General features: G+C 46.6%; 17 protein-coding genes. 14 read left to right on the top strand and 3 right to left on the bottom strand.

Annotated elements, in window-relative coordinates; all coding sequences use genetic code 11:
* The first annotated feature begins 348 nt into the window (after window positions 1-348).
* The 9 genes from GWR21_RS13620 to GWR21_RS13580 all read left to right on the top strand — a co-directional run bounded on the left by GWR21_RS13620 (window position 349) and on the right by GWR21_RS13580 (window position 9,093).
* Window positions 349-1,269, top strand: a complete 921-nt coding sequence (locus GWR21_RS13620) for a dialkylrecorsinol condensing enzyme (RefSeq protein ID WP_162332277.1) — start codon at window positions 349-351, stop codon at window positions 1,267-1,269.
* A 301-nt stretch (window positions 1,270-1,570) separates the two neighbouring features.
* Window positions 1,571-2,707: a beta-ketoacyl-ACP synthase III gene (locus tag GWR21_RS13615; protein WP_162332276.1), complete on the top strand. Its 1,137-nt coding sequence runs from the start codon at window positions 1,571-1,573 to the stop codon at window positions 2,705-2,707.
* 199 nt (window positions 2,708-2,906) lie between these two features.
* On the top strand, window positions 2,907-3,305 hold the full coding sequence (locus GWR21_RS13610; RefSeq protein WP_162332275.1) for a hypothetical protein: 399 nt from the start codon (window positions 2,907-2,909) through the stop codon (window positions 3,303-3,305).
* A 45-nt stretch (window positions 3,306-3,350) separates the two neighbouring features.
* Window positions 3,351-4,376, top strand: coding sequence for a BtrH N-terminal domain-containing protein (locus GWR21_RS13605; RefSeq protein WP_162332274.1), 1,026 nt, complete (start codon window positions 3,351-3,353; stop codon window positions 4,374-4,376).
* Complete coding sequence (locus tag GWR21_RS13600) at window positions 4,376-5,122, top strand: ABC transporter ATP-binding protein (RefSeq protein WP_238430362.1); 747 nt, start codon at window positions 4,376-4,378, stop codon at window positions 5,120-5,122. Before GWR21_RS13605 ends, GWR21_RS13600 begins: the two co-directional genes overlap by 1 nt.
* 10 nt (window positions 5,123-5,132) lie before the next feature.
* A complete protein-coding gene (locus GWR21_RS13595) occupies window positions 5,133-6,419 on the top strand; it encodes an ABC transporter permease (protein ID WP_162332273.1) in 1,287 nt (428 codons plus the stop codon).
* A 99-nt stretch (window positions 6,420-6,518) separates the two neighbouring features.
* Window positions 6,519-6,815, top strand: coding sequence for a phosphopantetheine-binding protein (locus tag GWR21_RS13590; protein ID WP_317165874.1), 297 nt, complete (start codon window positions 6,519-6,521; stop codon window positions 6,813-6,815).
* Between the two features lie 12 nt (window positions 6,816-6,827).
* Window positions 6,828-8,042 carry a beta-ketoacyl-[acyl-carrier-protein] synthase family protein gene (locus tag GWR21_RS13585; RefSeq protein ID WP_162332271.1) on the top strand — a complete coding sequence of 405 codons (1,215 nt, stop codon included), beginning with the start codon at window positions 6,828-6,830 and terminating at the stop codon, window positions 8,040-8,042.
* A 16-nt stretch (window positions 8,043-8,058) separates the two neighbouring features.
* Entirely contained in the window at window positions 8,059-9,093 is a 1,035-nt protein-coding gene (locus GWR21_RS13580; RefSeq protein WP_162332270.1) for a beta-ketoacyl synthase chain length factor, read from the top strand.
* Window positions 9,094-9,239: 146 nt separating this feature from the next.
* Here GWR21_RS13580 and GWR21_RS13575 read toward each other — a convergent pair whose 3' ends face one another.
* A complete protein-coding gene (locus GWR21_RS13575) occupies window positions 9,240-10,967 on the bottom strand; it encodes a M14 family metallopeptidase (RefSeq protein WP_162332269.1) in 1,728 nt (575 codons plus the stop codon).
* A 652-nt stretch (window positions 10,968-11,619) separates the two neighbouring features.
* Complete coding sequence (gene rpsT, locus GWR21_RS13570; protein WP_089815682.1) at window positions 11,620-11,874, bottom strand: 30S ribosomal protein S20; 255 nt, start codon at window positions 11,872-11,874, stop codon at window positions 11,620-11,622.
* A gap of 269 nt (window positions 11,875-12,143) precedes the next feature.
* Between rpsT and GWR21_RS13565 the strand changes: the two genes are divergently transcribed.
* From GWR21_RS13565 to GWR21_RS13550, 4 genes are all read left to right on the top strand, one after another.
* The gene (locus tag GWR21_RS13565; RefSeq protein WP_162332268.1) at window positions 12,144-14,894 is read left to right on the top strand and encodes a 2-oxoglutarate dehydrogenase E1 component; all 2,751 of its coding nucleotides are present in this window, start codon (window positions 12,144-12,146) and stop codon (window positions 14,892-14,894) included.
* A 58-nt stretch (window positions 14,895-14,952) separates the two neighbouring features.
* Window positions 14,953-16,518 carry a 2-oxoglutarate dehydrogenase complex dihydrolipoyllysine-residue succinyltransferase gene (gene odhB, locus GWR21_RS13560; protein ID WP_162332267.1) on the top strand — a complete coding sequence of 522 codons (1,566 nt, stop codon included), beginning with the start codon at window positions 14,953-14,955 and terminating at the stop codon, window positions 16,516-16,518.
* Between the two features lie 107 nt (window positions 16,519-16,625).
* The gene (locus GWR21_RS13555; RefSeq protein ID WP_162332266.1) at window positions 16,626-17,786 is read left to right on the top strand and encodes an RsmB/NOP family class I SAM-dependent RNA methyltransferase; all 1,161 of its coding nucleotides are present in this window, start codon (window positions 16,626-16,628) and stop codon (window positions 17,784-17,786) included.
* Between the two features lie 18 nt (window positions 17,787-17,804).
* Window positions 17,805-18,692 carry a hypothetical protein gene (locus tag GWR21_RS13550; RefSeq protein WP_162332265.1) on the top strand — a complete coding sequence of 296 codons (888 nt, stop codon included), beginning with the start codon at window positions 17,805-17,807 and terminating at the stop codon, window positions 18,690-18,692.
* Window positions 18,693-18,845: 153 nt separating this feature from the next.
* Here the strand turns inward: GWR21_RS13550 and mnmA are convergent, their stop codons facing one another.
* Entirely contained in the window at window positions 18,846-19,949 is a 1,104-nt protein-coding gene (mnmA, locus tag GWR21_RS13545; protein ID WP_162332264.1) for a tRNA 2-thiouridine(34) synthase MnmA, read from the bottom strand.
* 180 nt (window positions 19,950-20,129) lie between these two features.
* On the opposite strand from mnmA, the gene GWR21_RS13540 reads away from it, so the two are divergent.
* Entirely contained in the window at window positions 20,130-21,635 is a 1,506-nt protein-coding gene (locus tag GWR21_RS13540; protein WP_162332263.1) for a tagaturonate reductase, read from the top strand.
* Window positions 21,636-21,645: the final 10 nt, after the last annotated feature.

Here is a 21,645-nt window from a genome sequence, read left to right as displayed (position 1 = left end):
GCAATACCTGGCTAGGGCACAAGGAACGGAAAAAGAGCCGCAATGATCAGACAAATGATCATTTTCGGATAACGTCCTGTTTACATCCTGATAATAAGTACTTTTCATATTTACAACGCCTGCCGCAGCGTGTCACACATGCCGGCAGGCGTTTTTATTTTATGTCCGCGCAGTGAATGCCGCAGAAGCGTTCAATGGCCAGAAGGAGATGAATGCCGCTAAAACCAGGGGATTTATCCCGACAAGCATTTAGGAACGATCGTCATTCATATAACAAAAAAATATCTTTCGCCTACAGTTGTTTTTCGTAAGTTTACGGCTTCAATTGTTGAACCTCCTATTCCTTTTATGATTGAACGACCTAAGATCCTGGTTGTATATTATACGCAAACAGGACAATTAAAGAGAATCGTCGATACGGTATTAGGCCCTTTACAGGACAAAGCAACCATCGTATACGAAGAATTGAAACCAGTGCAGCCATTTGAGTTCCCATGGAAAAAGCAGGTTTTTTATGATACAATGCCGGAAACGGTGTTAGGGCGACCCAGAGCGATTGCTCCGCTGAAAGTGAATCCGGATGAGCATTTTGATCTTATTATTCTTGCTTATCAACCCTGGTTCCTTTCTCCTTCCCAACCAACGGCAGCATTTTTGCAAAGTGAATCAGCAGCCCGTCTGCTGAAAGGTAAACCTGTAATTACCCTGATGGGATGCCGCAATATGTGGCTGAACGCGCAGGAAACAGTAAAAGGCTACCTGCAGAAAGCCGGCGCTCATCTGGTGGGTAACATCGTAATGGTGGATAAGTCGCCTAACCTGGTGGCACTGATCACCGTATTAAGATGGCAGTTCAAAGGCAAGAAGGAGGCAACCTCCCTGCTGCCACCTGCTGGTGTGCAGGAAAAGGATATTGTTGAATCAGTACGTTTTGCCAATCCGATTGCTGAAGTCCTGCAGGACAGACAATGGGATGCATTACAACCGAAACTGGTGGAACTGGGCGCAGTGGACCTGTTGCCTAACCTGATCCTGCTGGAAGACAGGGGTATCAGGGCATTCCGGTACTGGTCAAAGTTCATTAGTGCCAAAGGGGGGCCGGGGGCTCCGGAAAGACAGGGAAGGGTATCAATGTACAGGGGATTGTTACTGATCGGTATCTTTGTTTTATCGCCGCTGGCCAAGATCACGTCTATTTTCAAGCTCGCTTTAAACAAGAGTAAGCTGCTGGAAGACGTGAAGTACTATAAAGGAATACACCTGCGTTAAAAGGAAGGGTGGTCATATCATACTTAGTATACCATCAATTATTATAAGGGACAGCATGTGAACGACTGTTTTACGGTAATATCCGTAGAGTATTCTATATTTACGGGCGTTTGTATGTGATAAATGACGGGAAGAGGGGCAAACAGGACATATTATAATTGACATAACCAATGGAATGATGACCTGTCCGATGAGACCGTAGCTCCTGCATGAATATACAAAAGGTTAACAATCAGCAACAACAGCCAGTCTTTAAAGGAGGATAGGCATCTACTTATAAAAAAACAGGAATCTATTTCAAATGAAGGAAGTTTATATTACAAGGCTATCTAAGTTTTTGCCAAATGAACCTGTAGGGAATGATGAAATGGAAAGCATTCTGGGACTGGTGGACGGAAAGCCTTCCCGTGCCCGGTTGAGGATTCTGGGAAATAATAAGATCAAGACCCGTTATTATTCACTGGATAAAGAGGGTAAATCCACCCACTCTAATGCTCAAATGACAGCTGCCGCAGTAGATGGCCTGTTTGACGATAAATTCCCTATCAGCCAGTTGCAACTGCTGGCCTGCGGAACAACTTCTCCTGATCAGCTGCTGCCTAACCATGCAGCTATGGTGCACGGTTTGCTGAAATGCCAGCCTGTCGAACTGATCGCTGCAACAGGTGCCTGCGCTGCCGGTATGCAGGCTTTCAAATATGCCTGGATGTCTATCAGATGTGGTAACACCAGCAATGCAGTAAGCTCCGGCTCTGAAAAATTCTCCAGCTGGATGCTGGCCGAAAAGTTCGAGCCTGAAGCTGAAAATCTGAAGCAACTGGAAAACAATCCGATCATTGCTTTCGAAAAAGATTTCCTTCGCTGGATGCTATCCGACGGCGCCAGTGCAGCCTTATTCCAGGATAAACCGAATGAAGAAGGTCTGTCTCTTCGCGTAGACTGGGTGGAAATAGCATCTTATGCACACGAACTGGAAACCTGTATGTATGCAGGCTCCGTTAAAAATGAAGATGGCAGCACTACAGGCTGGATCGATATGACGCCGGAAGAATGGGCTAATAACAGCGTATTCTCCTTCAAACAGGATACCCGCCTGTTAGGTGCGAACATTGTACCTTCCGGTGCTAAAATGTGGAAAGAGCTGGTAGAGCGCTATAATATTGACCTGGATAAACTGGACTACTTCCTGCCTCACCTGTCTTCAGAATTTTTCCGCTTTAAGATCGATGAAGAGATCACCCGCCTGGGAGTACCTATCCCGCAGGAAAAATGGTTCACTAACCTTACCAAAGTTGGTAACGTAGGTACCGCTTCTCCTTATCTGATGCTGGAAGAATTGCTGAACAATGATATGCTGAAGAAAGGCCAGACTATCGTGATGATGGTACCTGAGAGCGCAAGGTTCTCTTATGCATATGCACATATCACGGTAGTGTAATTAGCAATTAGGAATTGGGAATCAGGAATTGAACTTCAGTTGTCTTCAGATGAATGAACATTATTCCCGGTCATTCCGACATCCATAAAATAGTTAGTCAGCGCAAATGTGTAGTCAGGCTAACATAATTCCTGATTCGTAATTCCTGATTCTTAATTAATAAGGAGCTTACGCTCCTTTTTCTTTAAACACGCACCTCATGAAAAAAGACGATGTTCCTCAGGATGGTAACAACATGCATGAAGGTCAGTTCAAGCAGTTGTTCTATGCTACCGACAATGCAGGACAGTATGTACCCGTAACCAGCGTAGGCTGGGAGCCGGAAAACGTAGCAATGCAACAGGCGTGGGAAGAGATCAATGAACGGGTGGAAAAAGCACGTGCACGTGTACTGGCAGGTGAGATCAGTCCGGTAGCCTACTACATGGAAAAAACGATCATGGACCTGCCACTGCTGGCGAGTTATGTAGGCAAGTTCCAGTGGCAGGTAAAACGCCATATGAAACCCGCCGTATTTAAGGGGCTGAGCGATATTATGCTGCAACGGTATGCTGCCGCATTCAAGATCACCGTACAGGAATTGAAAAACATTAAATAAGTAGTCTCCGCTGCTGGCGGACTATCATAAAATATTATTATCCAAATGGACGAGGTACTGGAAGTTATGAATGATACACACTTTCACCACGTGCAGACAGCTCACTGCGAAAGCGGGGTGATCTCTAATATATTCCGTCATTACGGATTGCAGATCAGTGAGCCTATGGCCTTTGGCATCGGTGCCGGCATATTCTTCGGCCATCTGCCCTTTGTCAAGGTAAATGGTGTACCAGGTACAACGTACCGTGTGGTGCCAGGGGCTATCTTCAAAAGAGTAGCGAAACGCCTGGGAGTAAAAATAGCATCACAGACGTTTTCCAGTCCGGAAAAAGGAATGCAGGAACTGGACCGTGTGCTGGAACAGGGCCGGCCTGTCGGGCTGCTGTCCAGCGTATACTACCTGCCTTATTTCCCGCCAGCCTATCGTTTCCATTTTAATGCCCACAACCTCGTGGCATATGGAAAAGAAGGAGATAACTACCTGATCAGTGATCCTATCATGGAACAGGTGACCGAGATCGATCCGAAAAGCCTGGCGGAAGCCCGCTTTGCTAAAGGATTTCCTGCTCCGAAAGGTAAAATGTACTACCCGGTTGAAGTACCAAAGCAGGTTTCATTCGAACAACCTATCCGCGATGGTATCAAACAGGCATGCAGTGATATGCTGAATATCCCGCTGCCGATGTTTGGCGTAAAAGGCATGCGCTTTCTCGCTAAACGTCTAAGGCATTATCCGGAGAAAGTAGGAGACAGAAAAGCGGTATTATACCTGGGTAACATTATCCGTATGCAGGAAGAAATAGGCACCGGTGGTGCTGGTTTCCGCTTCATGTATGCTGCCTTCCTGCAGGAAGCTGCCGGTATCCTCAAGAGAGATGAATTATCAGCACTGTCTGCTGAACTGACCGGTATCGGTGATACCTGGCGCAACTTTGCCTTTAACGCGGGCCGGGTATGTAAAAGCAGGAGCGCGAATAATGTATCGTATGGAGAACTCAGCGATATGCTGATGCAATGCGCAGCTGAAGAAGAAGTACTATTCCGGAAATTGTCGAAAGTGAAATTATAATGACCAGTATGCTCGTGCAGGACCTGCACAAAACATATAAAGGAGCGCTGGAACCATCTCTGAAAGGCCTGTCCTTCAGCTTCCCCGAAGGAAGTATCGTAGGGCTGCTCGGGCCTAATGGCGCGGGAAAGACAACTACGATATCCATCATCTGCGGACTGGTAAAAGCGGATGCCGGTCAGGTGCAGATCTTCGATCAGCCACAGCATGCGGCTAATCGTGAGACCATCAAACGACTGATAGGCGTAGTGCCTCAGCAGATCGCACTGTTTCCTCATCTTACAGCTATTGAAAATCTGGAATATTTCGGTAACCTGTACGGCCTGAAAGGTAAACCCCTGCGCAGCCGTATCGATGAATACCTGCAGGTGTTCGGACTCGAAAAAGCAGGACACAAGCAGGTGCACCATTTCTCCGGTGGGATGAAACGACGTACCAATATCATTGCAGCAATTCTGCACAACCCGAAACTGCTGATACTCGATGAGCCGACTGCGGGGGTAGATGTACAGTCACGAACTATGATACTACAGTTCCTGCGGGAATACAATCAGCAGGGAGTGAGTATCATATATACCTCTCACCTGCTGGATGAAGCACAGACCATCTGTAGTGAAGTGGTGATCGTTGATGAAGGAAAAGCGGTGGTACAGGGCGGTACAGCGGAACTCATTGCCAGGCATGCGGAATGCCGCAACCTGGAAGACGTGTTCCTGCATTACACAGGCCACGCATTAAGAGATTAATAAAAACCGGATGCTAAGATTACTGGCTACTATACGAAAAGAATGGCTGTTGCTGATGCGCGACAGAACAGGGCTGACCCTGCTGTTTGCCATGCCGGTTGTATTGATCACAGTAATGGCATTGATTGAAGATGCACCATTCCGTGATTACCAGGAACTGAAATTTGATATTCTTACTGTGGATAATGACCACGGTCGCCTTGGAAAATATATCCGCGAAGGATTAGGGGAATCAGGACAATTCCGCGTCATAGATTCTTTGAATGGTAGTGCTGTGACAGAGGAACAGGCCAGATCACTCGTGAATGAAGGACACTACCAGATCTGTATTATCATTCCACAGGGATCTACCGGCGCTATTGTCAGCAATGCCAATAAGATCGTCAATGATATTTCCCGCAGAATGGGAATGCCGGATGTATTGCCAGTCAGCACAAGGAAAGACTCCCTGCATGTGACCGTGTATTTTGATCCTGCTTCTAAAAAAGCATTTAAAAGTGCGATCCATCAGGCACTGGACAACTTCCTGACACAGGTGGAAACAGATATGTTACTGGAGCGGATCAAGAAGCAACTGAAGAGAAAGGATGTGGCAGAGAATGACTCCATGAACATACAGTTGAAGGCTGTCGGACTGAAAGAGCAGCTGACAGGTCCTTCACAGGAACTGGATGTGATCTCTAATTCTGTTCAGCACAACGTACCTGCCTGGAGCATCTTTGCGATGTTCTTTATCGTCATTCCGATAGCAGGTAATATGATCAGGGAAAGAGAAGATGGCAGCATGCTGCGTATGAAACTGATCCCGGGTTCCTACCTGGCGATACTCGCAGGAAAGATGTTCTTCTTTGTGGCCGTTTGCGTGATACAATTCTACCTGATGATGCAGGTAGGTATTTATCTGCTGCCATTGCTGGGGCTACCACAGTTGTCCCTGGGACAGAGTTATATGGCCGCACTGATCGTCGCCATCGGTATCGGACTGGCGGCAACATCCTACGGTATACTGGTAGGCACCGTGTTCAAAACACCTAATCAGGCACTGAACTTTGGCGCTATCTCTATCGTGATACTGTCTGCCATCGGTGGTATCTGGATACCTTTAGAGATCATGCCATCGCATATGAAACTGATAGGACATCTGTCACCACTAAGCTGGGGACTGGATGCTATTAATGATATTTATCTGAGGAATGTGGGCGTGAGCCACATATGGGGCGATGTGGGTAAGCTGGTTGTATTTGCAATCGTATTGTTATGTACAGCCGCCGCCATTGAGAAAAGAAGACTCAGCTAACGAAACCTTGTGTGGGTAAGCCATGCATTGACTATTGAAGCTAAAACTGTATTTTTACGGCTACCCTGGCAAAAAAATTGCTGAGGGAGGCCTGGCTTTCTGAAAGCAAAAAAAGGAAGCATAAACCTGCAACAAACTATGGAAGAGTTAAAACAGCAATTGAAAGTTCAGATTATTGAGGCGTTGAACCTGCAGGATACCCGTCCTGAAGATATTGACGATAATGCCCCGCTGTTTGGGGAGGGGCTCGGACTCGATAGCATTGATTCCCTTGAACTGATGGTATTACTGGAAAGATATTACAAGATCAAAGTAGAAGATCCACGCGAAGGAAGAAAGATCTTACAGTCTGTTCAATCCATGGCAGAATTTATTCAATCTAAACAACCTGCGTAAACAATACCAGGCATGGCGGAACGTGTGTTTATAACTGGAATGGGGATGATCACCGCCATTGGTGATGATGTAGCGGAGAACCTCCGTAGCCTGCGTGCGCAACAGAGCGGGCTGGGATATACTCAGCAACTGCAAACTATTTACAAAGAAGTATTGCCGGTAGCGGAAGTAAAACACACGACACCGGGACTCAGTGAAATAGCTGGCGTAGCAGGTCAGGAAGGCTATACGCGTACTGCATTGCTGGGACTGATCGCTATGCGGGAAGCCCTGCGTTCTGCTGGTATCAGCAACGTACAGGATGAACCGACCGGTTTTATCAATGCATCCACCGTAGGGGGTATGTGTGATACCGAGAACGTTTATTTCGAGATTGCCGATCCTGCGAAAACAGGCGATTTTATAAGATTTATCGATACCCTGGATTGCGCTGACTGTACGCAACGTATAGCGGACACCGTGGGTATAGACGGATACATCACCACTATCAGTACAGCCTGTTCATCTTCTGCAAATGCATTGATGTATGGTGCAAGGCTGATCAGATCGGGACTGGCCCGCCGCGTGATCTGCGGAGGTACAGAAGCACTCACCCGCTTTACCCTCAACGGGTTTAATTCACTCAAGAATATTGACAAGCGCCCCTGCATGCCTTTCGATAAAGACCGCAACGGTCTTAATCTCGGTGAAGGAGCCGCTTATCTTGTACTGGAAAGCGAATCGCTGGTGAAAGACCGTAATGCGCCTGTGCTGGCAGTATTAAGTGGATATGCCAATACAAATGAAGCATTCCATCCTACCGCACCATCTCCCGAAGGAGACGGTGCCTATGCTGCCATGAAAGGCGCTATGGAAATGGGAGGATGTGTACCTGCGGATATTCAGTACGTGAATGTACATGGCACTGCTACATTAAGCAATGATGTGGCGGAAGGCATGGCTTTACAACGTCTGTTCGGAGAACAGGTTCCGCCATTCAGCAGCACCAAGCCTTTTACCGGCCATACATTAGCCGCCGCAGGCGGAATAGAAGCCATCTATGCTGTACTGGCTATTCAGCATCAGTTAATATTTCCTAATCTCCATTTCAAAGAGCAGATGGAGGAGTTATACATTACACCGGCTTCCACATTACTGGAAGATTATCCGGTACGTCATGTGTTATCCAATTCATTCGGTTTCGGGGGCAATAATGCCTCTCTGCTGATCAGCAAATATGAAGGGTAAGTGTTACATACAAGGAATGGCTGCCATCTCTCCCCAGCATACGTTTGATGGAGAGTTGACGCAGCCGCTGACGGTCACGCAGGGCAATATGCTTTCCTGTGTGGAGCCGGACTATCGTGGCTTTATTGCGCCTAATAGCCTGCGTCGTATGACCAGGGTGTTAAAAATGGGCCTTGCCACTTCCCTGAAGTGCTTACAGGATGGTGGCATTGCCGTTCCGGGTGCGATCGTCACAGGCACCGGCAAGGGCAGTTTGCAGGATACTGAACGCTTCATCAAGGAAATACGCGACTACGAAGAACGTGCGCTCAATCCCACTCCTTTTATTCAGTCTACATACAATGCTGTCAACGGACTGATCGCATTACAACAGAAATGTACGCAGTATAATAATACATTTGTTCACCGGGGCTTCTCTTTCGAACACGCCCTGCTGGATAGTCTGCTGTTGTTATCGGAAGGTACTCCAGATGTACTGGCAGGCGCATTCGACGAAATCACTCCTGAGCATTTTTTTATCAAAGGCCGTATCGGGCATTGGAAAAAGGAAACGATCTCCAATGATCAGTTATATGCACATGTTTCTCCCGGTACGATATCAGGAGAAGGCGCTGCCTTCTTTTTACTGACGCCACAGGCTACAGAAAAGAGTTATGCACAGATAGGTGGTTTGCAGATGCTGTACAAGCCATCATCCGAAAAGCTGCAATGTACACTGAGCCAGTTCCTCGAACAGCATGGTGTGCAGGCAGATGAGATAGATCTTGTACTGACAGGTGCGAATGCGGACAGTAATCACGGGCATTACTACGATGTATTGACGGCTTATCCAAAGTGGACGCAGCTGCCTTTTAAACATCTCTGCGGAGATTATGAAACGGTGGGCGCTTTTGCCTTATGGCTGGGAGCGATGATCGTGAAACAGCAGCAGGTACCTCAACATTGGTTTCCGATGTTAGAGAAGCAGCCAGGTAGGATGAGGAATGTGCTTATTTATAACCACTTCTTTGGAGAGCAGCATTGTTTTATGTTGTTGCAGCAGGTTAAGTAGGAACCATGAATTGCAAATTAGGAATTGAAATACAGCAGAAATTTGTGAGAATAATAGTTTCTGATTTTCCCGTTAAAAATATCTTATAAAATAGAAAAGCGTCCAACATGCGGGACGCTTTTTTTGTTCAATTCCTAATGCCTAATTTAATTCACCCTATACACCGGATACCTCATATACCCCGGTTCTGCATAAGGCGAATGCTCATACACAAACCTCAGCTGTGCATCTGCACTTTTCGCAAACACACTATCTGCCGTTTGCTTTTGCTTCAGTTCTTTCTGTAGCGAAGGATCAGAACGCAGGTACTCTGCTGCGATATCTTCAAATACATACGGCGAATACCCTTCCTTACGTGCCAGTATCGGGTCGAAGAAGTTCCAGGCGAAAAAAGAATCTCCACCGGTAGGTTCCAGTGTTTCCATGAGATAGCGGTTGGCCACCTGGTTCATTGGAATATAATAGTCTCCTTTTCTGAACTGCATCACATCTTTGGTGACGGTCACCTGCACATTGTTATGCAGGTAGTGCCCTTCATAGGGGCGTTGCAGCGTTTTATAATCTGCGATGTGATAGGTGTCGACATTGATGGTAGTATCCTGTGTGAAACGTCTCATCTGCACATTGTTGTTTTTCAGCAGGTCGATCACATTCCACCAGCCTTGCGGGATGATGTAGGCGGCAGGCTTTTTCACAAAATTGCCTGCAACGACATTATCATAAAACTTCACCTGTTTATCAAAAGGTTTTGTACGATCATAGTACAGGCGCGGTTGTCCGGAAATATCACTTGGTTTGTGGATAGCGGCATAACCTTTAAAACTGATCATGCTATAGTGCGTGGTATCGACATTCCACTCCAGGGGGAAGGTCGCCTGTGTTTTTTCCTGTTCTTTTGTTTGTGCGCGCAATGTTTTGATTTCCTCGCTGTGGAGACTGACGTAGCTGATGAAAGATTCCATCAGGGCATAGGTGGCCTGTACCCGCTGTGGATAGGGCTTCAGCATATGCGTTTCGGGCACGAATCCGAAAGTGTGGAAAAGGGTGGTATAGCCACTGGAGTAGCGGGGACCATCAGCATAGGTGATCCAGCCGTTTTCCGGTGTTTCGCCAAAGTGATTGACGTAGGGAACGAGGTCGTACCCTTTTTCTTTCATCAGGCTATAGATACCAGGTTCGAATTCCTTGTGCAGGAAGTTGCCCATGGCGCCGCCCATTTTGTTATGCTCTGTGGATAAGAGGGTGATCACGTGCTGGTAGTCTGCACCATTGGAAACATGGTTGTCGATGAAGACATCCGGGTCAGTTAGCTGATAGATCTGCTGGAAAGAGCGGGCATTACGGGAATCTGCCTTAATAAAATCACGGTTCAGGTCGTAGTTGCGCGCATTACCACGGGAGCCGAAGGCCGCAGGACCGTTCTGGTCAACACGGTAATCGGCACTACGGTTCAGGGCGCCGCCGATGTTATAGATGGGGATAACTGCCAGCACGATATTGTCAGGCAGTTTCTTTTTACCCATGGCGAGGTCACGGAGGAGCATCATGGATGCGTCGATGCCGTCTGGTTCACCGGAATGTATACCATTGTTAACCAGTATGATACGTTTGTTTTTTTTACGAAGGCTGGCGAAGTTAAAGTCGCCGGAGCTAGAATAGATCACCAGGTGCAGCGGGATGCCGGCATCAGTATTGCCCATTTCCCGCATAGAGATCTGTGGAAAGCGTTTGTCGAGTTGCCGGTAATAGGAGATGCATTCAGCATAGGTAGCCGTTTCCTGTCCCTGTGTCTTTTCGAAACGGGTAACCAGGTCCTGCGCACCTGCGGCGTAGCAGATACAGCAGAAAAGGGCGATATGGAAGAGTCTTTTCATGAAATATTGAAACGTATGATAGTTTTTAGTTATTAAAATGGATGCACGGATACTTCAGCAATTTCCGGGCGAATAGTAAAGATATTGTATCAGTGTGAAGAAAGAAAGCGTATAAAAACGGATTTTTCAGTGAAAATAGGCGGCTCTGGATGAGTAAGTATGGTGTTGTTTTCTGGTTGTTGTCTTGTTAAGGTAAGCTTTCACTTACGTTTCTCTTACGTTTTAAAACGTAGGAGAAACGTAAGTGAAAGCTTACCTCACCAATACCAAACCGATTATGAACTCAATAGAAGTTACAGTCCGGCTTCTGGCAATAAAATAAAAAGAAGAAATAATCCGTGGAACAACGTGGAACCATCGTGAAACATACATGGGGTCGCTGTGGAACACATTTGTAAAAAATGTGAAACATTCGTGGAACAGTGGTAGAATTGCATGTAGAATTGAAGATGGGCAGGAGGGATATACAAGCGACGAACTAGCGACGAACTAGCGACGGCAAGCGAGGTATCTGGTGTATGGGGTAAATGGCGGAAATATTAGCAGAGGGCGGATAGCGAATGCGTCTGTTTTTCTGGTACTTCCGGACAACAAAAAGCCCTTCCTGTTTGCAGGAAGAGCTTCTGTATCAATTATTTTCAGACTAAAGCGCTTACGCGATAGCGTTTACTTTCTTAGAAAGTTTGCTTTTCAGGTTGGCTGCTTTATTTTTATGAATAACATTACGTTTAGCCAACTTGTCGATCATAGAGATCACATCAGACAACTTTTCGTCAGCAGCCGCCTTTTCAGTCAATTTCTTCAGATCACGGATAGCATTACGGGTAGTTTTACCGTAGTAACGGTTACGCTCATTCCGTTTTCTGCTCTGACGTACGTCTTTTTTCGTTGCTTTATGGTTTGCCATTGTTTTAATTTCAAGTTTCGGACGGCAAAGGTAGGAATTACTTCCTTAGAAAACAAATAAAAAGGATTTTCCTTCGGAATATTTGATCTGGTCCTTTGCTAAAGGGTGCAAGATAGGCAAAAAAGGGTTAAAATGAGGTCAAAATCACTTTCCCATTTTTCCGTTTTTCTTTCCCAAAAAAGCAACGATATTTGCAATCCCATATATTATATAAGGGGCATTCAACAGAATAGCAATTTGAATCGAAGCTTTAGCAAAACTCGTTGTAAATGAAGGACTTCTCATTTGTTACCAACTCACATCCTGCCTACATTGAATCTTTATACCAGGATTACCGTAAAGACCCTGGCGCAGTAGACCCGGAATGGAGCAAGTTTTTTGAAGGATTTGACTTTGCGGTAAACAATGTTAATGGAAAGGCAGGAGCGCCGGCAGCGGCGGGCGCCGGTTTACCGGTTAGCAGTGACCAGTTAACAAAGGAACTCAATGTTTACAGACTGATACAGGCCTACCGTAAAAAGGGGCATCTCATCTCTAAAACAAATCCTATCCGTGAGAGAAAAGACAGGCAAGCCAACCTGGACATCTCTTTTTACGGCCTTGGTGAGGCAGATCTGAAAACAGAATTCTATGCCGGTCAGGTCCTGGGTTTGGGTAAAACCACCCTGGAAAATATCGTGACCCGTCTGAAGCAGGTATACGCTGCGGCAGTCGGCCTGGAATTCACGTATATCAACGACGCTAAGAAAGTCGAGTGGTTACAGCGCGAAATGGAAACCACTTTCCAGCAGCCAACTACCCTCGAAGGGAAAAAACGTATCCTCCTGAAACTGAACCAGGGGGTAATGTTCGAAAGATTCCTCCACACAAAATATATAGGTCAGAAACGTTTCGGTCTGGAAGGTGGTGAAAACACCATCCCTGCCCTGGACGCTATCATCAACACTGCTGCTGACGCTGGCGTACAGGAGGCTGTGATCGGTATGGCGCACCGTGGCCGTCTGAACGTACTGGCAAATATCCTCGGTAAAACGTATGAGCAGATCTTCAACGAGTTTGAAGGTCATGCGGTTCCTGACCTGACCATGGGTAGCGGTGACGTGAAATACCACCTGGGTTTCCGTTCTATCGTCGAAACACCTTCCGGTAAAAAGGTAAACCTGCAGCTGTTGCCTAACCCTTCCCACCTGGAAGTGGTTGACCCGCTGGTTACAGGCTTCGCCCGCAGTAAGGCCGACGTTATCTACAACAGCGACTACGATAAAATACTGCCTATCCTGATCCACGGTGATGCCGCGGTAGCAGGTCAGGGCGTAATATATGAGCTCATCCAGATGAGCAACCTGAAAGGGTACTACACGGGTGGTACAATGCACCTGGTGATCAATAACCAGATCGGTTTCACCACCGACTTCGACGACGCCCGTTCTTCTGACTATTGTACCAGTATCGCTTCTACCGTACAGGCCCCTGTATTCCATGTGAATGGCGACGATGCGGAAGCTGTGGTAAAAGTAGCCCAGATCGCTGCCCGTTACAGACAGGAATTCAACTCTGATATATTTATTGACTTACTGTGCTACCGTAAGCATGGCCACAACGAAGGTGATGAGCCTAAGTTCACCCAGCCCAGCCTGTATGCGCTGATCGATAAACATCCGAATCCGCGTGAAGTATATTCCCAGAAACTGCTCCAGGCAGGTGATGTGGAAGTACAGGAACTGGCGAAGGAAATGGAAAAGAGCTTCTGGGCTGACCTCCAGGAACGTCTGGATGAAGTAAGACAGAATCCACTGCCTTACCATTACCAGAAACCTGAAGAGTGGTGGGCTTCCCTGCGTAAGTCAACACCGGAAGATTTCGAGAAATCTCCTGTGACTGCCATTAAAGAAGAAGAAGTAAGACGCCTGTTCGGTAAACTGATGGAATGGCCGAAAGAGTTCGTACCATTACGTAAAGTGGAGAAACTGCTGCAGGACAAAATAAAACTGTTCGAAACAGAAGGTAAGATTGACTGGGCTACCGGTGAACTGCTGGCTTATGCCAGTCTGCTGGCTGAAGGCAAAGATGTACGTATGAGCGGTGAAGACGTGAAGAGAGGTACCTTCTCTCACCGTCACGCTATCCTGTTCGATGAGAACACCAACGCTACTTATAGCAGACTGGGCTCATTACAGGAGAAACAAGGTCAGTTCCGCATCTATAACTCCCTGCTGAGTGAATTTGCTGTACTCGGTTTTGAATACGGTTACGCTATGGCGAATCCGAACGCCCTGGTACTCTGGGAGGCACAGTATGGTGACTTTGCCAATGGTGCTCAGACAGTCATTGACCAGTATGTAAGCAGTGCAGAACAGAAATGGACAACGCAGAACGGTCTGGTGATGTTGCTGCCACATGGTTACGAAGGTGGTGGACCTGACCACTCCAATGCCCGTCCGGAAAGATTCCTGCAGGCTTGTGCTGAATATAATATGATCATTACAAATATCACTACCTCTGCTAACTTCTTCCATATGCTGCGCCGTCAGCTGACATGGGAGTTCCGTAAGCCGCTGGTGAACTTTGCACCGAAAGCCAATTTAAGGCACATCGGTTCTTACTCGCCAATAGCAGCTTTCACAGAAGGTGGCTTCCAGGAAGTACTGGATGATGAATTTGTAGATGATCCGTCTAAAGTGAAAAAAGTATTGCTGTGTACTGGTAAGATGTTCTTCGATCTGAGTGAAAAACAGCAGAAGGAAAACAGGAAAGATGTTGCTGTCGTAAGACTGGAGCAACTGTATCCGCTGCCGGTAACACAACTGGAAGCACTGAACCAGAAGTACAAAGCTGCTACGTGGTTCTGGGTACAGGAAGAGCCGCTGAACATGGGTGCTGCTTCTTATCTGCAGATGAACCTGAAACAGATCAACTACGGAGTGATCAGCCGCAACCCAAGTGCAGCTACTGCAACAGGTTTTGCGAAAGTACACGCAAGAGAGCAGCTTGAAATTATTGAGACTGCATTTAACATCTAGACGAATCGGGTGAATCGGTTTCACCTTTAAACAATGATTGCACACAGAAATTAGAAATATGGCTATCGAAATCAAAGTTCCTACGGTAGGAGAATCTATTAGCGAGGTAACAATTGCAAAGTGGTTGAAGAAAGACGGAGATTATGTACAGCAGGATGAGGTGATCTGTGAAATGGAATCTGAAAAAGCCACCTTTGAACTGAATGCAGAAAAAGCAGGGGTACTGAAGATCCTGGCTCCTGAAGGCGCTACTCTAAAAGTAGGCGATGTTGCTTGTTCAATTGATACGGATGCTGCGGCTCCGGCAGGACCTGCTCCAGCTCAGGCGGCGGCTCCGGTAGCAGCAGCTGCACCGGCACCAGCGGCAGAAGCTCCGGCAGCGCCAGCGGTGAACAAAGGGACTATTGAAATGAAAGTGCCTACTGTGGGCGAATCCATCAGCGAAGTGACATTGATCAAATGGCTGAAGAAAGATGGCGAGTACGTAGAACGTGATGAAGTGATCTGCGAACTGGAATCTGAAAAAGCTACTTTCGAACTGAACGCAGAAGAAGCTGGTGCATTACAGACTTTAGGTAAAGAAGGAGATGTATTAAAGATAGGTGATCCTATCGCTAAAATAGATACCAGCGTAGGTCGTCCTGCAGGTAAAGCACAACCGGCAGCATCTGCTGCTCCGGCTGCAACACCACAGGCTGCTCCGCAGGCACAACAGGCACCTGTAACAACAATACCGAACGATATTAAAGCAACGCCGGTAGCTGCTGCCGTGATTGCTGATAAACACGTAGATCCGTCCTCTATCAAGGGTTCGGGTGCACACGGCAAGATCATGAAAGATGATGTGCTGGCTGCGCTGCAGAATCCGGGTGTGGCAATCGGTCAGGAAATGTTCACCCGCGGAGAACGCCGTGAGAAGATGAGCAACCTGCGTAAGACCGTTTCCCGTCGCCTGGTGGAAGCGAAAAACACGACCGCAATGCTGACTACCTTCAATGAGGTAGACATGACCGCGATCATGGAACTGCGCGCGAAATACAAAGAAGTATTCAAGAAACAACACGAAGTGAACCTGGGCTTTATGAGCTTCTTCACCAAGGCTTGTTGTTTCGCACTGAAGGAATTCCCTTCTGTGAACGCTTATATCGATGGCGAAGAACTGGTATTCCACGACTACTGTGACGTATCTATCGCAGTATCTGCTCCGAAAGGACTGGTAGTACCGGTGATCCGCAACGCTGAAAGCCTGGATATGGCACAGATCGAGAAGAAAGTGGTTGAACTGGCTACCAAAGCACGTGACAGCAAACTGACCATGGAAGAAATGACCGGTGGCACCTTCACCATCACCAACGGTGGTGTATTCGGTTCCCTCATGAGTACCCCGATCATTAACATCCCTCAGTCTGCTATCCTGGGTATGCACAAAATTCAGGATCGCCCGATGGCTGTTAACGGACAGGTAGTGATCCGTCCGATGATGTACCTGGCGCTCAGCTATGACCACCGTATCATCGATGGTCGTGAGTCTGTAAGCTTCCTGGTACGTGTGAAAGATATGCTGGAAAATCCTGAGCAGTTACTGTTCGGTAAAGATCCACTGAAGGCATTACTGAAACTCTAATTAACGCTAAACGCGGAACGCATAAAGCGAAACGCTTAACGCCTGATTGCCCTTATAGCCAATCGCGTTAAGCGTTTTGCTTTTTGATACGGCCGCATCATGAGAATATGACCCGCTGGGAAAATTATATCGCTTCTGCAGAGAAGATCATTGTAAGTTATGACGGTAGTTTGCCGTTACACCATTTCCTGAAAGGATTTTTTAAACAGCATCCTTACATGGGAAGTCGTGACCGGCGCCAGATATCACAACTGGTGTATCAGTACTATCGCCTCGGACAATTATGGAAGACGGAAAAGAGTATTGCAGAAAGAATATTACTCGGCACTTTCCTATGTGAAAAGGATGGAAGTGAACTATTACAGTTTTTCCGTCCTGACCTTCAGGAGAACACTACCTTGTCAGTAGCCGATAAACTGGCTTTCCTCGGCATAGCGGATGCCACCAGCATTTTCCCTTTTGCGGATGAATTGTCTCCCGCAATAGACGGTCCTGCATTCAGTCGCTCCTTCTTTGTACAGCCGGATCTGTTCATCAGAACACGTAATAACAGGCAGGCCGCAATCCTTCGTTTGCTGGAAAAAGCAGCTATTCCCCATGAGGTGAAAGGTGCAGATACGATTGCCCTGCCTAACAGTACAAAGATCGATACGGTTATTACAGATAAAAGCTGGTATGAGATCCAGGACGCTTCTTCGCAGCAGGTAGGCGCATTATTTACCCCTAAAGCCGGAGAACAATGGTGGGATAGTTGTGCTGCCAGCGGCGGTAAATCTATCCTGTTACTAGATAAGCAGCCAGGCGTAAAACTGTTGGTAAGTGATGTACGGAATAGTATCATTCAAAACCTGCATCAGCGCTTTAAAGAGGCAGGGATAAGGCAGTATGAAAGTGTGGTGATGGACCTGACAGCACCAGTCGCTGCATCTCCTATTAAAGACCGCCGTTTTGATCATATTATCCTGGATGCACCCTGTTCCGGATCAGGTACCTGGGGTCGTACACCGGAAAGTATGTCCTTCTTTACGGCAAAACAGATCACAAACTATCAGCAGTTACAGCTGAAAATAGCCGGCAATGTTGTACAATTGCTGAAACCGGGCGGTTCACTGATCTATATCACCTGCTCCGTATTCAACAAAGAGAATGAGGAAGTAGTAGCCTTCCTGAAAAACGAGCATGGCCTTACAAGGCAGGAAGGAGGCGTAATAGCCGGTTATGAACAACGGGCGGACTCTATGTTTGCCATGAAGCTGATAAAGCCATAAAAACGCTTAAATTACCCTATGAGAAGATTGCTATGTTTGCTGCTGATACTGGCAGCATGTAAATCATCAACCAAAACAGAACAAAAAGAAAAGAAGGACAGGATGTCGGTGGTGACCACATATGTACTGGAAGGAAGTACAAATGATAACGTCTTTCATAGGGAGCAATTCCATGGCGATATAGACCATATTGCAGAGACAGCGCGCAGAGAGACACACATGAGTGATTCCTACGTGAGAAAAGATACTGTTCTGAGGCATTACATTTTCAGGGAAGGACATTTGTACCAGGTCGCAGGGCGTAGTAGACGAATGCAGCCTGATACCATGACGATGCGTTATGATACAGCCGGTAGAATACTGGCAAGGGTATATTCAGACGAACGGGAAATGTATTATGCTAATGTCTACGCATATAATCATGCTGGCAGGCTGAGTAAAATAGTACATCGCTTATTTAGTATCGTGGATAGTACGTTGTACAGGTATAATACTGCAGGAGATACAATTTCAGCTAATGGACCTGTTACGAAAAAAAAGATCAGTATCAGGGCCCGGGGAGATGAGATGATCGTACAGCACTATATGGTGGATGAGGCTGTGATGCGATTGGGTGATGTAGAAACGTATAATGGGAATGGTCTGCAAACATCACTAAGTCATTATGCAGATGGTCAGTTGTTTTATAAAGTGTTTAGAAAATATGATAAGTATGATAATCCTGTTTCCTTGGAATATCATAAAGCAGATTACACAGCAAAGGATAGTATTGCCGGGGCAGATCCGTCCAGAAGTTATAAGATAGCTTATAAGTATGACAATGAAGGTAACTGGACAAGTAAGGTACAGACGTGGTATGATACGTCGAAAATAATAATAACAGAGCGGAAAATAACTTACAGATAAAAGGGGTGTATTGATATGAACAGCTGCCCTTTTAATGGTCTTTCAGATGGTCTGTAAGGCGGCATGATCTTCACACGTGCACGGCAGTGCCATAAAAGCGCAAAGGCCGACCATATGGTCAGCCTTTGCGCTTTTATACACTTTTAAAGTTGATCACAACTGTGTCATATCCCGCTGAATGATACCACCTGCAATCACATCATCGCCTTCATAGAAAACGGCTGACTGTCCAGGTGCGATACCTTTCACATGTTCATAGAAGTTTACTTTCACTTGTCCGTTTACGTTATACAGGTTACTTAATGCACCTTTATCTTTATAACGGATCTTGGTGATGGCTTCCATGCCTTCAGGAATATGATCATATTTGATAAGATTCAGCCCTGCAACAGTCATCTGATTCCTGTTCAGCTCATCTTCATTACCTAATACAACAGTGTTTGTTTCCGGAATGATCTCCGTTACAAATACCGGACGACCTAAAGCAATATCCAGTCCCTTGCGTTGTCCGATCGTATAGAACGGATAACCTTTATGGTGACCGACGATGGTACCGTCTCTTAAAACGAAGTTACCACCGTTTACCTGTTCTTCCAGTCCGTCAACTTTACGTTTCAGGAAGCCACGGTAATCGTTGTCGGGAACGAAACAGATCTCATAGCTTTCTGCTTTTTTCGCGAGTTCAGGGTAACCGAAATCAAACGCCATCTGGCGGATCTCTGTCTTGCGGTATTGTCCCAGCGGAAGTAAGGTACGTGCCAATACGTCCTGCTGTAATCCCCATAATACGTAGCTCTGGTCTTTCAGTTCATCAATTCCCTTGCTGAGTATGTGCCTGCCATCCTGCTCCCTGATCTGTGCGTAGTGTCCTGTGGCAATAAAAGCACAATCCATGGCATCAGCACGCTTCATCAGCGCACGCCATTTTATATGGGTATTGCACAGAACACACGGGTTAGGTGTGCGGCCTGCTATATATTCGTCTACAAAGTTATTAATAACAAAATCCCCGAACTCATCTCTGATATCGAGTACGAAGTGAGGAAAACCGTGATGTACAGCAGCTGCACGGGCGTCATTAAAGGAATCCAGGTTACAGCAACCGGTTTCTTTTTTGCTGGCGCCGGCAGATGCATAGTCCCAGGTTTTCATGGTGATGCCCACCACTTCATACCCCTGTTCGTGTAGCATCAGTGCGGTAACGGTGCTATCTATACCGCCGCTCATTGCTACCAGAACTTTACCATGTCTGCTCATTGTTAATAATATTAAGTGCGCAAAATTACAGAAATTAGTCGAGACACCTCCCTGAGGGGAATATTATGACACGAATGGGAAATTGTAAAACTTTGAATTGGTTTGCCGAAGGACTAGGGACTATCAGGGATTCGTTTTATATTTAATGGTCAGAGTTCTGCGTTTATTAAAAACATTAATATGTTACCTATTTTAAATAAGGCTTATGTATTGAAGCATCCGGAACTGGGGGTGTCTGAGAGCTATTTCAATTATCCTGAGAGAATCTTACAGTTTGGTACCGGCGTCTTATTGAGGGGATTGGTAGACTACCTGGTAGATAAAGCCAATAAATCAGGCAGTTACCAGGGAAGAATTGTAGTGGTAAAGTCCACCGGAGGCGAGACAAATGAGTTTAGTCAGCAGGATAACCTGTTCACAACCAATATAAAAGGCATTTCCCAGGGGGAACTGGTGAACCAGGTGCTGGTCAATGCTTCTATTAGCCGGGTACTGCAATCGAATGCAGAATGGCGGAAGGTACTGGACGCCGTACATCAGCCCGAGCTGCAGACCATCATTTCCAATACGACGGAAGTAGGTATACAATACGTAGAAGAAAAGATAGACGGGGTACCGGCCTCCTTCCCGGGAAAACTGCTGGCAGTACTCTGGGAACGCTTTCAGTACTTTAAAGGCGCCTCCCATACAGGATTTGTCATTGTACCGACCGAACTGGTGGTAAACAATGGCCAGCTGCTGAAAGAGATCGTATTGAAACTAGCCGCATTTAATAAGTTGCCCGTAGCCTTTACCCAATGGCTTGAAAATGATAATTCTTTCTGTAGCTCCCTGGTAGACAGGATCGTACCGGGTAAACCCAAAGACCTGTCGGCACTGGAACAAAAAGCCGGGTATACCGACGGACTCTGGATAGATACGGAGCCATACCTGTTATGGGCTATAGAAGGAAATGACAACGTAAAGCGGGTACTGGGCTTCCACCAGGCAGATGCCAGAATGCTGATCGCACCGGATATTACACCTTTCCGTGAACAGAAGCTCCGCATCCTGAATGGTAGTCACACGATATCTGTACCACTGGGTTATCTCAGTGGCATGAACACCGTGGTGGAATGTATGGAAGACGCCTATATGCGCGCTTTCTTCCGGACAGTGATCATTGAAGAGATCTTACCTACGATCAGGGAAATTTGTCCGCACGCGCCTGCATTCGCAGAAGATGTACTGGACCGTTTCGCTAATCCCAATATAGCACATAAGCTGCTGAGCATCACCTTTCAGGAAAGTATGAAGATGAATGCCCGTAATGTGCGCACGATCGTGCGCTATTACGAAAAGTTCCAGTCACTTCCTGCTAACATGTGCCTGGGATTCGCTGCAATGCTGTTGTTCCTGCGTCCTGAGAAAAAGGAAAACGGACAGTATGCCGGTCAGCGGGGAGAAGAATTTTATACCATCACAGATGACAACATTGCCATATTTGCAGACTACTGGTCGCATGTAAACGGTAAAGGTAGCGATGCGATAATAGACATGGTACAGGCGGTCAGCGCAGACAAACGTTTATGGGAAGCTGACCTGTCACAGATACCTGGTTTTACTGATGCCGTGTCAGCACATTTACAGGGAATGTTACAGGAGGGAGTGAAGTCTTATGCAGACAGCTATAGTAAAGTATTATAAGGAACCAGAA

Source organism: Chitinophaga agri, assembly GCF_010093065.1.
Taxonomy (GTDB): Bacteria; Bacteroidota; Bacteroidia; order Chitinophagales; family Chitinophagaceae; genus Chitinophaga; species Chitinophaga agri.
This window is presented reverse-complemented; position numbering and strand designations above follow the sequence as displayed.